The following is a 14,180-nucleotide window of genomic DNA, read 5'->3' as shown; positions in this document are numbered from 1 at the left end:
TAAGGGGCTGTGTATACTGGCCGGCATTTTCAATCGCGTGGAACACCCCAGATGGTTGCTAACCTGATTCAATTTGCGACAAACCACTACATCCTGGTGGCGATCTTCGTTGTCTTGCTGGTCGCGCTGCTGGTCAATGAAATCCGTCGCGGTGGCCAGAGCCTGAGCAACGGCCAGCTGACTGCCCTGGTCAATGCCGATAAAGCCCTGGTCATCGACATCCGCCCGGCCAAGGAATACTCCGCCGGTCACATTGTCGGTGCGCTGAACATCCCGCAGGACAAGCTGGTCAACCGCATGACCGAGCTTGACAAGCACAAAGAGAAGACCCTGATCGTCGTCGACTCGATGGGCCAGCAGTCCGGCACCATCTGCCGCGAGCTGCTCAAGGCTGGTTACAACGCTGCCAAACTGAGCGGTGGCGTTTCCAGCTGGAAAGCCGATAACCTGCCCCTGGTGAAGTGATATGAAGCCCGTCATCGTCTATTCCAGCGACTACTGCCCCTACTGCATGCGCGCCAAGCACCTGCTCGAGAGCAAGGGCGTGGCCTTCGAGGAAATCAAGGTCGACGGCAAGCCGCAGGTTCGTGCCGAAATGAGCCAGAAGGCCGGCCGTACATCGGTGCCGCAGATCTGGATCGGCAGCACCCATGTCGGTGGATGCGATGACCTCTATGCCCTGGAGCGTGCCGGCAAGCTCGACGCGCTGCTGGCGGCCTGATTTGCACTGCATTCAAAAACATTAGGATAAGGATCTGCCATGACTGACCAACAGACCAACGGCGCTGCTGCAGAAGACAACAGCCCTCAGTTCTCCATGCAGCGCATCTATGTGCGCGACCTGTCGTTCGAGGCCCCGAAAAGCCCGCAGATCTTCCGCCAGACCTGGGAGCCGAGCGTAGCCCTGGACCTGAACACCAAGCAGAAAGCCCTGGAAGGTGACTTCCACGAGGTGGTGCTGACCCTGTCGGTTACCGTCAAGAACGGTGACGAAGTGGCCTTCATCGCTGAAGTGCAGCAGGCCGGTATCTTCCTGATCAAGAACCTGGACGCGGCTTCGATGAGCCACACCCTGGGTGCGTTCTGCCCGAACATCCTGTTCCCGTACGCCCGCGAGACCCTGGATAGCCTGGTGACCCGCGGTTCGTTCCCGGCCCTGATGCTGTCGCCGGTCAACTTTGACGCCCTGTACGCGCAAGAAATGCAGCGCATGCAGGAAGCCGGCGAAGCGCCGACCGTGCAGTAATAGCTGCTGGTATCAAGAAAGCGCCTCTCGGGGCGCTTTTTTGTTGCCTGTGCCGCCCCCTTCGCGGGTAAACCCGCTCCCACAGGTACAGCGCTGCCCTTGAGGTTGGCTTGGTTACTGTGGGAGCGGGTTTACCCGCGAAGAGGCCGGCACAGGCTATAGCTCAGCTCCCGGCAAACCCATTCTGCCGCCACGCCTCATACACCGTCACTGCCACGGTATTGGACAGGTTCAGGCTGCGGCACCCCGGCCGCATCGGCAGGCGCAGGCGTTGTTCGGCCGGCAGGCTGTCCAGGACTTCGGTCGGCAAGCCACGGCTCTCGGGGCCGAACAGGAAGGCATCACCCGGCTGGTAGGCCACTTCGTGGAACGGGTGCGAGCCCTTGGTGGTGAAGGCGAACAGCCGCGGGTTGCCCAGGCTTTCCAGGCATCCGGCCAGGCTCTCGTGGCGCTTGAGCGTGGCATACTCGTGGTAATCCAGCCCCGCACGGCGCAGGCGCTTGTCATCCAGTTCGAAGCTGATGGGTTCGATCAGGTGCAGGTCGCAGCCGCTGTTGGCGCACAGGCGAATGATGTTGCCGGTATTCGGCGGAATTTCTGGTTGAAAAAGGATGACGTGAAACATGCACGGCTCCAAGCGTGAAGATGACGGGCATTCTACCCCCGAACCGGACGTGCGTTCGAAGGCGTTCCCGCGGATGATGCTGTCGCTGGCAATCGTCGGCTTGATGGTAGGGCTGATGATCGGCCGGCTGACCACGCCGGACGAGCGCGAGCTGCAACAGGTGGAGGTGGTGCAGGATGGCCTGGAGCTGTGGTTCAACGAAGAGCCTCAGCTGCATGGCGAGAATGTGGACGGTACGGTTGCGCTATTGTTCCAGGCGCAGGGCAAGGCCCGGCAAGGGCAGTTGAGCCTGCAAGGCAAGCCTGTGAGCTGGCGGGTGCAGAAGAGCAAGGAAGGCTTGTTGCTGACGCTGGTGGCCGCGCGCCCCCTGCACGGCGAGTGGGCTGGTGCAGAGGACGCTGGGCGCTGGCGGGTGCAGGTGAAACTGCACGAATAAAAGAGGGGATATCCCGGCCTGCCTGTACCAGGGTCCCCGAAAGGGGTACTGCGTATAAAGGGGGGATGGCCCGGCCTGCCTGTACCGAGGTCCCCAAAACTGGCGATGTTGCGAATAAAAGAGGGGTTCACCCGGCCTGCCTGTACCAGGGCCCCCGAAACTGGAGATGTACTAGGTATTGCAGGGGGCGTGCCAGTTTTGCAAAGCCCGTGAATATTGGGCTTTAAGGGTGAATTAGCCGTTTTTTGAGGGGTTTTGTGCCTTCGTGAGGTGCATCGGGCACAGGAACGGTGCATGGAGCCGATATCTGTTCTGGTTCTATAAACGCATTCGCGGGTAAACCCGCTCCCACAAGTACGGCGCCGACCTTGAGGCTGGCGCTGTACTTGTGGGAGCGGGTTTACCCGCGAATGCGTCGGTGCAGCCAGTCAAGGATTAATGGTCATCACCTTCCTCATCATCCCCACCCGCCACATTCATCCCCAGCTCCTTGATCTTGCGCGTCAGGGTATTGCGCCCCCAACCCAGCAACAGCGCCGCATCGCGCCGACGGCCAGCGGTGTGCTTGAGCGCCGTCTCGATCATGATCCGCTCAAAGCTCGGCACTGCGCTGTCCAGCAGGCTGGTCTGCCCACGCGCCAACGCCTGGTCGGCCCACTGGCGCAGGGCCTGCTCCCAGTTGGTTACCGGCGCGGCGTCCTGTGGCAGGTTCAGCAACTCGGGCGGCAGGTCGCCGATCAGCACTTCGCGGCTGGAGGCCATCACGGTGATCCAGCGGCAGGTGTTCTCCATCTGCCGCACGTTGCCCGGCCACGGCAGATTGCGGATGAACTCTTCGGTTTCCGGCTTGAGGATCTTCGGCTCCACCGCCAGCTCCTGGGCGGCGCGGGCGAGGAAGTGGCGGGCGAGGGCGGGGATATCCTCACGGCGGTCGGCCAGCCGTGGAATGTGGATGCGAATCACGTTCAGGCGGTGGAACAAGTCCTCGCGGAACTTGCCGGCCTGTACCAGCGACTCGAGGTTCTGGTGGGTGGCAGCGATGATGCGCACGTCGACCTTGACCGGCACGTGGCCGCCCACGCGATAGAACTCGCCATCGGCCAGCACCCGCAGCAGGCGGGTCTGGGTATCGGCGGGCATGTCGCCGATCTCGTCGAGGAACAGGGTCCCGCCGTCGGCCTGCTCGAAGCGCCCCCGGCGCAGGTTGGCCGCACCGGTGAAGGCGCCTTTCTCATGGCCGAACAGCTCGGACTCCATCAGGTCCTTGGGGATCGCGGCCATGTTCAGGGCAATGAACGGCGACGCCGCACGTGGGCTGTGGCGGTGCAGGGCGTGGGCCACCAGTTCCTTGCCGGTACCGGACTCGCCGTTGATCAGCACGGTGATGTTGGAGTGGCTGAGGCGGCCGATGGCGCGGAACACCTCCTGCATCGCCGGTGCTTCACCGATGATTTCCGGGGTGCGTGCCAGGTTTTGCGGCACATCAAGCCCTTGCTGCTCCTGGGCGTGCTGGTTGGCACGCTTGACCAGCGAGACCGCCTCGTCCACATCGAATGGCTTGGGCAGGTACTCGAAGGCACCGCCCTGGTACGACGCCACGGCGCTGTCCAGGTCGGAGTGGGCAGTCATGATGATGACTGGCAGGCGCGGGTGCTGCTCGCGGATTTGCGCCAGCAGGTCGAGGCCACTGGTGCCGGGCATGCGGATGTCGGAAATGATCACGTCCGGTTGCTGGCGTGCCAGGCGGCCCATCACGCCATCGGCGCTGTCGAAGCTCTGGGTGGTCATGCCTTCCTGTTGCAGGGCTTTTTCCAGGACCCAGCGGATGGAGCGATCATCGTCGACGATCCATACGGTTTCACTTCGGCTCATGAGGCGGTGGCTCCTTGTTCCAGGGGCAGGTAGATCGAGAAGGCGGTGTGGCCTGCATGGCTTTCACACTCGATCAGGCCCTGGTGCTGGCTGATGATGTTCTGGGTAATGGCCAGGCCCAGCCCGGTACCGTCCGGGCGGCCGCTGACCATGGGATAGAAGAGGGTGTCCTGCAGTTCCGGCGGGATGCCCGGGCCGTTGTCGATGATCTCCACCCGCGCCACCAGGCGATGGCGCACGTGGCCGATGGTGAACTGGCGCAGGGCACGGCTGCGCAGGGTGATGCGGCCCAGGCGCAGCTCGTTCTGCGAGCTGATCGCCTGCATGGCGTTGCGCACGATGTTGAGCACAGCCTGGATCATCTGTTCGCGGTCGATCAACACATCCGGCAGGCTGGGGTCGTAATCGCGCACCAAAGTGATGCAACCCTGGCTTTCGGCCTCTACCAGGCTGCAGACCCGCTCCAGTACTTCGTGGATGTTGGTCATGGCCAGCGACGGTAGCTTGTTCGAGCCGAGCATGCGGTCGACCAGGTTACGCAGGCGGTCGGCTTCCTCGATGATCACGTTGGTGTAGTCGCGCAGGCCTTCGTCAGGCAGCTCGCGGGCCAGCAGCTGGGCTGCGCCGCGGATGCCGCCGAGCGGGTTCTTGATTTCGTGGGCCAGGCCGCGCACCAGCATCTTGGTGGTTTCCTGCTTGCTCAGCTGGGCCTCTTCCTTGGTGATGCGCAGCAGCCGGTCCCGTGGGTGAACCTCCAGCAGCAGCAGGGTCTGGCCCTGGTGCAGGATCGGCGTTACCGCGTAGTCGACGGTGATGGCCTGCCCGGTCAGCGAGGTGAGCTGCGCTTCGCGCTTGGTGAACGGGTGCGCCTGCTCGACCGCCTGGCGCAGCGAGCTGAGCGCTTCGGTCGACTCGGTGAACAGTTCGCTGATGAACTGCCCATGGCTGCGCTGGCCACTGACCGCCAGCAGCATTTCTGCGGCAGGGTTCATGTACTCCAGGCGTAGCTCGGCGTTGAGCAGTAGCGTGGCGGTGGTCAGGTTGTCCAGAAGCAGACGGTGCTGTGCATCGCTGATGGTCATAAGGCGTCGTTGACCTCTTTTGGCGCTTGGCTGGCATGGCGCGGCCATGGCCGGGCGCGCGGTGGATCCGCTGATGCGAGACTCTCTACCTGCAGAAATGCAAGAAACAAACCAAAGCTCCGAAAAGAAGCGGGATTTGCCGAAAAAGGCCTGGATCTGCGCAAAATCGGATCAGAAAGTCTTGGTGAAGCGTTTCATGTGAACCAGATTGGGGAGCAAATGGGGGCACGGCGTTCGATTGTGCACCAAGATAGAGCATAGCGTGACGGGCGGGGTTTCTGTGGGTTCTGTATGGCGCGGAAACGAAAACGGCCTCCCGAGGGAGGCCGTTCTGATCATGTCATCGGCGCCAGGCACCGATCAGATCAGCAGCTGTAGTACAGCTCGTATTCCAGCGGGTGAACGAAGGTACGGACCTTGATTTCTTCTTCGCTCTTCAGCTCGATGAAGGCATCGATGAAGTCGTCGGAGAACACGCCGCCCTTGGTCAGGAACGCACGGCCTTTGTCCAGCTCTTCCAGTGCTTCCTTCAGGCTGCCGCAAACCTGCGGAATGTCCTTGGCCTCTTCAGGCGGCAGGTCGTACAGGTTCTTGTCGGCAGCATCGCCTGGGTGGATCTTGTTCTGGATACCGTCCAGGCCAGCCATCAGCAGGGCCGCGAAGGCCAGGTACGGGTTGGCCGATGGGTCCGGGAAGCGTGCTTCGATACGGCGGGCTTTCGGGCTGCCGACGTAAGGAATACGGATCGATGCGGAACGGTTGCGAGCCGAGTAGGCCAGCATTACCGGGGCTTCGAAGCCTGGGACCAGACGCTTGTAGGAGTTGGTCGACGGGTTGGTGAAGCCGTTCAGGGCCTTACCGTGCTTGATGATACCGCCGATGAAGTACAGGGCGGTGTCGGACAGGCCGGCATAGCCTTCACCCGAGAAGGTGTTCTTGCCGTCTTTCCAGATCGACATGTGCACGTGCATGCCCGAGCCGTTGTCGCCGTACAGTGGCTTCGGCATGAAGGTGGCGGTACGGCCGTAGGCGTCGGCAACGTTGTGCACGACGTATTTCAGCGCCTGTACTTCGTCAGCCTTCTTCACCAGGGTGTTGAACTTGACGCCGATTTCGTTCTGGCCGGCAGTCGCCACTTCGTGGTGGTGAACTTCGACGGTCTGGCCCATCTCTTCCAGTGCGTTGCACATGGCAGTACGGATTTCGTGGTCGTGGTCGAACGGCGGAACCGGGAAGTAGCCGCCTTTCACGCCCGGACGGTGGCCTTTGTTGCCGCCTTCCACGTCAGCGCCAGTCATCCACGAGCCTTGCTCGGAGAAGATCTTGAACATCGAGCCGGAGATGTCCGACTGGAACTTCACTTCGTCGAAGATGAAGAACTCAGGCTCTGGGCCTGCGAATACGGTGTCACCGATGCCGGTGCTCTTCAGGTACTCTTCGGCGCGCTTGGCGATGGCACGTGGGTCGCGATCGTAGCCCTGCATGCTCGACGGGTCGACGATGTCGCAGGTGATGATCAGGGTTGGCTCTTCGGTGAACGGGTCCAGTACGGCAGTTTCGTCGACCGGCATCAGGATCATGTCGGATGCTTCGATGCCTTTCCAGCCAGCGATGGAGGAACCGTCGAACATCTTGCCGACTTCGAAGAAGTCGTCTTCCAGCGCATCACGCGCCGGCATGGTCACGTGGTGCTGAGTGCCTTTGGTGTCCGTGAAACGCAGATCAATCCACTTGACGTCATGATCTTTGATGAGTTGAACCGACTTCGACATGTTGTCCTCCGGATGGTCTAGAGCGCGGTGGGCCGCTGCCCTGGAAAAAGGGTGTTGCCGGGCGCGGATAGTCGGCCAAGCTTTACCTGCCTCACAAGGGAGCAAATTGCATGCCAGTGCCCGAAAATGGCGAGGGCGGGATAAAAGGGGGCGTTTGTGGGCATTTGGCGGTGGGGCGACGGGGGGAAATGCACCCTTAAGATGCGAATTTTGGTAGCAGTGCACCAATAGTGTGCATTGCTTGAGTTGTATGCTTTTCTTGAGGGCCTCTTCGCGGGTGAACCCGCTCCCACAGGGGATAGCACAACCTTGGAATTGTGTGCGGTCCCTGTGGGAGCGGGTTTACCCGCGAAAGGGCCGGAGCTGGCAGCACAAAACCCGCCTCCTGCATTTATCTGAAAGCTTCTGATCAAAAGTTGGTCAAATCCTGAGCAATTTCCGCTATAATTCGCGCCCCTCATTTTCGGCAGGCCCTGCGCGCGCTGTTAACCAATGAAACTTATCGTCAAAGTCTTCCCAGAAATCACCATCAAGAGCCGGCCGGTGCGCAAGCGCTTCATCCGCCAGCTCGGCAAGAACATCCGCAACGTGCTCAAGGACCTCGACCCTGAGCTGGTGGTCGATGGTGTCTGGGATAATCTCGAAGTGGTCACCCGCGTCGAAGACGAAAAAGTCCAGCGCGAGATGATCGAGCGCCTCACCTGTACCCCGGGTATCACCCACTTCCTGCAGGTAGAGGAATACCCGCTCGGCGACTTCGACGACATTGTCGCCAAGTGCAAGCACCACTTCGGCCACCTGCTGGCCGGCAAGCACTTCGCCGTGCGCTGCAAGCGCGGCGGCCACCACGACTTCACCTCGATGGACGTCGACCGTTACGTCGGCAGCCAGCTGCGCCAGCAGTGCGGCGCCGCCGGCATCGAGCTGAAGAACCCGGAAGTGCTGGTGCGCATCGAGATCCGCGACCAGCGCCTGTACGTGATCCACAACCAGCACCAGGGCATCGGCGGTTATCCGCTGGGCGCCCTGGAGCAGACCCTGGTGCTGATGTCCGGTGGCTTCGACTCCACCGTGGCGGCCTACCAGATGATGCGCCGTGGCCTGATGACCCACTTCTGCTTCTTCAACCTCGGTGGCCGTGCCCACGAGCTGGGCGTGATGGAAGTGGCCCACTACCTGTGGAAGAAGTTCGGCAGCAGCCAGCGCGTGCTGTTCATCAGCGTGCCATTCGAGGAAGTGGTCGGCGAGATCCTCAACAAGGTCGACAACAGCTACATGGGCGTGACCCTCAAGCGCATGATGCTGCGCGGTGCCGCACACATGGCCGACCGCCTGGAGATCGACGCGCTGGTCACCGGCGAGGCGATTTCCCAGGTGTCCAGCCAGACCCTGCCGAATCTGTCGATCATCGACTCGGCCACCGACAAGCTGGTGCTGCGCCCGTTGCTGGCCAGCCACAAGCAGGACATCATCGACCAGGCCACCGCAATCGGCACTGCCGATTTTGCCAAGCACATGCCGGAGTACTGTGGCGTGATCTCGGTGAACCCGACTACCCATGCCAAGCGTCATCGCATGGAGCACGAAGAAAAGCAGTTCGACATGGCCGTGCTGGAGCGCGCCCTGGAGCGTGCCAGGTTCATCTCCATCGACCACGTGATCGACGAGCTTGGCAAGGACATCGAAGTCGAGGAAGTGGCCGAGGCGCTGCCGGGCCAGATCGTCATCGACATTCGTCACCCCGATGCCCAGGAAGACGAACCTCTGGCGCTGGAGGGTATCGAAGTCCAGGCCATGCCGTTCTATGCGATCAACAGCAAGTTCAAGCACCTGGACCCTACGCGCCAGTACTTGCTGTATTGCGACAAAGGTGTGATGAGCCGTCTGCACGCACACCACCTGCTCAGTGAGGGACATGCCAATGTGCGTGTTTATCGTCCGACATAAGACGCCAGGGCTGTATGGCGGCAGCATCCGCCATCGCCCTCCCGACCATCGGGCCCGCTGAGCCTCAAACCGTACATATTCGCCGCCTACACTGGCGGCAACCGAATCCTCTGATCGAGATACAGTTGTGATCGAAAATCTGCGTAACATCGCCATCATCGCCCACGTTGACCATGGTAAAACCACCCTGGTCGACAAACTCCTGCGCCAGTCCGGCACCCTGGAGCGTAACGAGCTCAACGACGAGCGCGTGATGGACTCCAACGACCAGGAAAAAGAGCGCGGCATTACCATTCTGGCGAAAAACACCGCCATCAACTGGAACGGCTACCACATCAACATCGTCGACACCCCCGGCCACGCCGACTTCGGTGGCGAGGTTGAGCGTGTAATGTCGATGGTCGACTCCGTGCTGCTGCTGGTCGATGCCCAGGACGGCCCGATGCCGCAAACCCGCTTCGTGACCAAGAAGGCGTTCGAAGCCGGCCTGAAGCCGATCGTCGTGATCAACAAGGTTGACCGCCCGGGCGCGCGTCCTGACTGGGTTCTGGACCAGATCTTCGACCTGTTCGACAACCTCGGTGCCACCGACGACCAGCTGGACTTCCAGGTGGTCTACGCCTCGGCCCTGAACGGCATCGCCGGTCTGGACCACACCGACATGGCCGAAGACATGACCCCGCTGTACCAGTCGATCGTCGACAACGTACCGGCGCCGAACGTTGACGTCGATGGCCCGTTCCAGATGCAGATCTCCGCGCTGGACTACAACAGCTTCCTCGGTGTTATCGGCGTTGGCCGTATCGCCCGTGGTCGCATCAAGCCGAACACCCCGGTTGTTGCCATCGACACCGAAGGCAAGAAGCGTAACGGCCGTATCCTCAAGCTGATGGGCCACCACGGCCTGCACCGCGTCGACGTTGAAGAAGCCCAGGCTGGCGACATCGTCTGCATCAGCGGTTTCGACGAGCTGTTCATCTCCGACACCCTGTGCGACATGAACCACGTCGAAGCGATGAAGCCGCTGACCGTTGACGAGCCGACCGTATCGATGACCTTCCAGGTCAACGACTCGCCGTTCTGCGGCAAGGAAGGCAAGTTCGTCACCAGCCGTAACATCAAGGAACGTCTGGACAAAGAGCTGCTGTACAACGTTGCACTGCGCGTTGAAGAAGGCGACTCGGCTGACAAGTTCAAGGTTTCCGGCCGTGGTGAGCTGCACCTGTCGGTTCTGATCGAAACCATGCGTCGTGAAGGCTTCGAGATGGCTGTAGGCCGCCCTGAAGTGATCATCCGCGAAGTCAACGGCGTGAAGCAGGAGCCGTTCGAGAACGTCACCATCGACATCCCTGAAGAATCCCAGGGCAAGGTCATGGAAGAAATGGGCCTGCGTAAAGGCGACCTGACCAACATGGCGCCGGATGGCAAGGGCCGTGTACGTCTGGAGTACAACGTACCTGCTCGCGGTCTGATCGGTTTCCGTAACCAGTTCCTGACCCTGACCAACGGTGCCGGCATCCTGACCTCGATCTTCGATCGCTACGACACCATGAAAGCTGGCCAGATGTCCGGCCGCCTGAACGGTGTTCTGGTTTCGATCGAGACCGGCAAGGCGCTGACCTACTCGCTGGAAACCCTGCAGGCTCGTGGCAAGCTGTTCATCGAGCACGGCCAGGACATCTACAACGGTCAGATCATCGGTCTGAACAGCCGTGACAACGACCTGGGCGTGAACCCGACCAAAGGCAAGAAGCTCGACAACATGCGTGCTTCGGGCAAAGACGAAGTCATCGCCCTGGTACCGCCGGTTCGCCACACCCTGGAACAGGCTCTGGAATTCATCCAGGACGACGAGCTGTGCGAAGTGACTCCGAAGTCGATCCGCCTGCGCAAGAAGATCCTGGACGAAGGCGAGCGTACCCGCGCTGCCAAGAAAGCCAAGGCTTGATCGTCTAGCTTGAGCTGAAACGAAAACGCCCCCGGTCGAAAGGCCGGGGGCGTTTTTGTTTGCCTGCAGGATTTGTGTCGGCCCTTTCGCGGGCTTGCCCGCTCCCACAGGTACTGCACAGGTTGAATGTTGCGGAGATCCTGTGGGAGCGGGCAAGCCCGCGAAGAGGCCCTTGAAGGCTGGCGATCAGCGCCCGACCACCTTGGGCTTGTACGCACAATACCCCGGCCGCGGCCCGACCTTGGGGTGGTTGCGGCAGGTGTCCGGCCGCTTGTCATAAATGGTGCACAGCCGGCTTTTACGATCCAGGTACAGGCAGTCATCATTGCTCATCCGGGTCAGGGTGAAGATCCCCGACTTCTGGTTGAAGCGTTCGATGATGCCGTCCTTCTGCAGGCGCTTGGCGATGTTCTTCGGCGGTTCGTCTTTCTCGAACTCGTCGACCACGCCGATACGGATCAGATCCTTGATCTTCACCTCCACCGGCAGGGTGCAGCAGGTCGAATGGCAGCCATGGCACATGTTGCTGGTGTAGCGCTGCCAGGTCTCCAGGCGGTCGACTTCGGCCGCGGCGATCAGGGTCGTTTTCATCGTTATAGGGGTGTATCACGGTCTTGGGGCGCGCGATCATACCGGAATTGTTCAATTTATGAACAACCTTTTGCCGGAATCGCAGAGTGGGCATGAAAACTGCGAACGGTAACTGTCACTCCCTGTCGAAGGGGCTAGGCTCAACAGTCTCCCTCCGCTTTCGTCAACTTGCCAGAGGATGCCGCATGTCCCAGGAACCCAAAGCACGTGACGCCGAGGTGGCCGAATTTCGCGCCGCTGTATTGAAGAAGCTGACCTACGCGGTCGGCAAGGACCCGGAGCACGCCTTCGACCACGACTGGTTCGAAGCCATTGCCCTGGCCGCGCGCGATCACATGGTCGATCACTGGATGGACCACACCCGCCAGGCTTATCGCCGAAGCCAGAAGCGGGTCTATTACCTTTCCCTCGAATTCCTCATCGGTCGCCTGCTGTACGACAGCCTGAGCAACCTGGGCCTGCTCGATATTGCCCGCGAAGCGCTGGAAGGGCTGGACGTGGACCTGGAGCGCATCCGCCTGCTCGAACCCGATGCTGCGTTGGGCAACGGTGGCCTGGGCCGCCTGGCGGCGTGCTTCATGGAGAGCATGTCGACCCTGGGCATCGCCGCCCACGGCTATGGCATCCGCTACGAACACGGGCTGTTCCGCCAGGCCATGGTCGATGGCTGGCAGCAGGAGCAGACCGAGAACTGGCTGGATTTCGGCAACCCCTGGGAGTTCGAGCGCGCCGAGGTGATCTACCCGATCAGCTTTGGTGGCAGCGTCGAAACGGTGCACGACACCCATGGCCAGCAGCGCCAGGTGTGGTGGCCGGGCGAGACCGTGCGGGCGGTGGCCTATGACACCCCGGTGGTCGGTTGGCGCGGGGCCAGCGTCAACACCTTGCGCCTGTGGCGTGCGCGGGCGCTGGAGGAGCTGCACCTGGAGCGCTTCAACGCCGGCGACCACCTGGGCGCGGTGGCCGAGGTGGCACGGGCCGAAAGCATTTCGCGGGTGCTGTACCCGGCCGACAGCACCGAGGCTGGCCAGGAGCTGCGCTTGCGCCAGGAATACTTCTTCGTCTCGGCCTCGCTGCAGGACCTGCTGCGCCGCCACCTGAACATGCACGACAACCTGCTCAACCTGCCGGACGCGGCGGCCATCCAGCTCAACGACACCCACCCGTCGATCGCCGTCGCCGAGCTGATGCGCCTGCTGGTCGACCAGCATGAAATCCCCTGGGATACCGCCTGGGAGCTGACCGTCGGCACTTTGGCCTACACCAACCACACCTTGCTGCCCGAAGCCCTTGAAACCTGGCCGGTGGCGTTGATGGAACGCATGCTGCCGCGGCACATGCAGATCATCTACCTGATCAACGCCTACCACATCGACGCGCTGCGGGCGAAAGGCCTGCACGACTTCGACGTGCTGCGGGCGGTATCGCTGATCGAGGAGGACAACGGCCGCCGGGTGCGCATGGGCAACCTGGCGTTCCTCGGCTCGCACAGCGTCAACGGTGTGTCGGCGCTGCACAGCAAACTGATGAAAAGCACGGTGTTCGCCGAGCTGCACAAGCTCTACCCGCAACGGATCAACAACAAGACCAACGGCATTACCTTCCGCCGCTGGCTGTACCAGTCCAACCCGCAGTTGACCGCGATGCTGGTCGAGGCGCTGGGGCCGGAGCTGCTGGACGACCCCGAAGGGCGCCTGGCCGGCCTGGTGCCGTTCGCCGACAAGAGCGGCTTTCGCAAGCAGTTCGCTGCCCAGCGCCTGCACAGCAAGCGTGCCCTGGCCAGCATCATCCAGGACCGCCTGGGTGTCACGGTGAACCCCGAGGCGTTGTTCGATGTGCAGGTCAAGCGCATCCACGAGTACAAGCGCCAGTTACTTAACCTGCTGCATACCGTGGCGCTGTACCAGGCCATGCGCAACGACCCCGGTACCGACTGGGTGCCGCGGGTGAAGATTTTTGCCGGCAAGGCCGCGGCCAGTTACCACCAGGCCAAGCTGATCATCAAGCTGGCCAACGACATCGCCCGGGTGGTGAACAACGACCCGACCGTGCGTGGCCTGTTGAAGGTGGTGTTCCTGCCCAACTACAACGTCAGCCTGGCCGAAAGCATCATCCCGGCGGCGGACCTTTCCGAGCAGATTTCCACCGCCGGTTACGAAGCCTCCGGTACCAGCAACATGAAGTTCGGCCTGAACGGCGCGCTGACCATCGGCACCCTGGATGGCGCCAACGTGGAGATGTGCGAGCAGGTGGGCGCCGACAACATGTTCATCTTCGGCCTTACCGCGCAGCAGGTGGAAGCCCGGCGGCGTGCCGGGGACTTCGGTGCCAGTGCGGCGATTGCCGCGTCCAGCCGCCTGAGCGACGTGCTGCAGGCCATTCGCAGCGGGGTGTTCTCGCCGGACGACCCGTCGCGCTACAGCGCGTTGATCGATGGGCTGGTGGGCCATGACCGCTTCCTGGTGTGTGCCGATTTCGACGCTTACTGGGATGCCCAGCGGCGGGTCGAGGAACTGTGGCACACGCCGCAGGAGTGGTGGCGCATGGCGGTGCTGAACACTGCGCGGATGGGCTGGTTCTCGTCGGACCGGACCATTCGGGAGTATGCCAGCGAGATCTGGAAGGCTTTGGATTGAGATAAGCCTGCCCTGGCCTCTTCGC

Annotated in this window: 12 protein-coding genes; 7 read left to right on the top strand and 5 right to left on the bottom strand. The window is 61.7% G+C overall.

The window, feature by feature from the left end; genetic code table 11:
* The first annotated feature begins 51 nt into the window (after positions 1-51).
* The 3 genes from ACIQYU_RS16525 to secB are packed head-to-tail and all read left to right on the top strand — an operon-like array spanning position 52 to position 1,246.
* Positions 52-465, top strand: coding sequence for a rhodanese-like domain-containing protein (locus tag ACIQYU_RS16525; RefSeq protein ID WP_402800838.1), 414 nt, complete (start codon positions 52-54; stop codon positions 463-465).
* 1 nt (position 466) lies between these two features.
* Positions 467-721, top strand: a complete 255-nt coding sequence (grxC, locus tag ACIQYU_RS16520; RefSeq protein WP_063912037.1) for a glutaredoxin 3 — start codon at positions 467-469, stop codon at positions 719-721.
* A 39-nt stretch (positions 722-760) separates the two neighbouring features.
* Positions 761-1,246, top strand: coding sequence for a protein-export chaperone SecB (secB, locus tag ACIQYU_RS16515; protein ID WP_013974581.1), 486 nt, complete (start codon positions 761-763; stop codon positions 1,244-1,246).
* 163 nt (positions 1,247-1,409) lie between these two features.
* On the opposite strand, the gene trmL is transcribed toward secB, so the two are convergent.
* Positions 1,410-1,871, bottom strand: a complete 462-nt coding sequence (gene trmL / locus ACIQYU_RS16510; protein WP_025340939.1) for a tRNA (uridine(34)/cytosine(34)/5-carboxymethylaminomethyluridine(34)-2'-O)-methyltransferase TrmL — start codon at positions 1,869-1,871, stop codon at positions 1,410-1,412.
* On the opposite strand from trmL, the gene ACIQYU_RS16505 reads away from it, so the two are divergent.
* Complete coding sequence (locus ACIQYU_RS16505; RefSeq protein ID WP_207828353.1) at positions 1,870-2,307, top strand: hypothetical protein; 438 nt, start codon at positions 1,870-1,872, stop codon at positions 2,305-2,307. The genes trmL and ACIQYU_RS16505 overlap by 2 nt on opposite strands.
* A gap of 435 nt (positions 2,308-2,742) precedes the next feature.
* Here the strand turns inward: ACIQYU_RS16505 and ntrC are convergent, their stop codons facing one another.
* The 3 genes from ntrC to glnA form a co-directional block, all read right to left on the bottom strand.
* Entirely contained in the window at positions 2,743-4,179 is a 1,437-nt protein-coding gene (gene ntrC, locus ACIQYU_RS16500) for a nitrogen regulation protein NR(I) (RefSeq protein ID WP_003249213.1), read from the bottom strand.
* Positions 4,176-5,261 carry a nitrogen regulation protein NR(II) gene (gene glnL, locus ACIQYU_RS16495; RefSeq protein WP_063912033.1) on the bottom strand — a complete coding sequence of 362 codons (1,086 nt, stop codon included), beginning with the start codon at positions 5,259-5,261 and terminating at the stop codon, positions 4,176-4,178. Before glnL ends, ntrC begins: the two co-directional genes overlap by 4 nt.
* A gap of 365 nt (positions 5,262-5,626) precedes the next feature.
* Positions 5,627-7,033, bottom strand: coding sequence for a type I glutamate--ammonia ligase (gene glnA, locus ACIQYU_RS16490; protein ID WP_015272115.1), 1,407 nt, complete (start codon positions 7,031-7,033; stop codon positions 5,627-5,629).
* Positions 7,034-7,525: 492 nt separating this feature from the next.
* Between glnA and thiI the strand changes: the two genes are divergently transcribed.
* Both thiI and typA read left to right on the top strand, forming a co-directional pair.
* Complete coding sequence (gene thiI, locus ACIQYU_RS16485; RefSeq protein ID WP_207828355.1) at positions 7,526-8,980, top strand: tRNA uracil 4-sulfurtransferase ThiI; 1,455 nt, start codon at positions 7,526-7,528, stop codon at positions 8,978-8,980.
* 127 nt (positions 8,981-9,107) lie between these two features.
* Entirely contained in the window at positions 9,108-10,928 is a 1,821-nt protein-coding gene (gene typA, locus ACIQYU_RS16480; RefSeq protein WP_013974573.1) for a translational GTPase TypA, read from the top strand.
* 186 nt (positions 10,929-11,114) lie between these two features.
* Here typA and ACIQYU_RS16475 read toward each other — a convergent pair whose 3' ends face one another.
* Positions 11,115-11,519 carry a YkgJ family cysteine cluster protein gene (locus ACIQYU_RS16475; protein WP_003259873.1) on the bottom strand — a complete coding sequence of 135 codons (405 nt, stop codon included), beginning with the start codon at positions 11,517-11,519 and terminating at the stop codon, positions 11,115-11,117.
* Between the two features lie 185 nt (positions 11,520-11,704).
* On the opposite strand from ACIQYU_RS16475, the gene ACIQYU_RS16470 reads away from it, so the two are divergent.
* Positions 11,705-14,155 carry a glycogen/starch/alpha-glucan phosphorylase gene (locus tag ACIQYU_RS16470; RefSeq protein WP_207828358.1) on the top strand — a complete coding sequence of 817 codons (2,451 nt, stop codon included), beginning with the start codon at positions 11,705-11,707 and terminating at the stop codon, positions 14,153-14,155.
* The last annotated feature ends 25 nt before the right edge of the window (positions 14,156-14,180 follow it).

The sequence above is a fragment of the Pseudomonas sp. NPDC096925 genome (assembly GCF_044762545.1).
Taxonomy (GTDB): Bacteria; Pseudomonadota; Gammaproteobacteria; order Pseudomonadales; family Pseudomonadaceae; genus Aquipseudomonas.
Note: the sequence above shows the minus strand (reverse complement) of the source record. Positions and strands in the feature narration are given on the sequence as shown.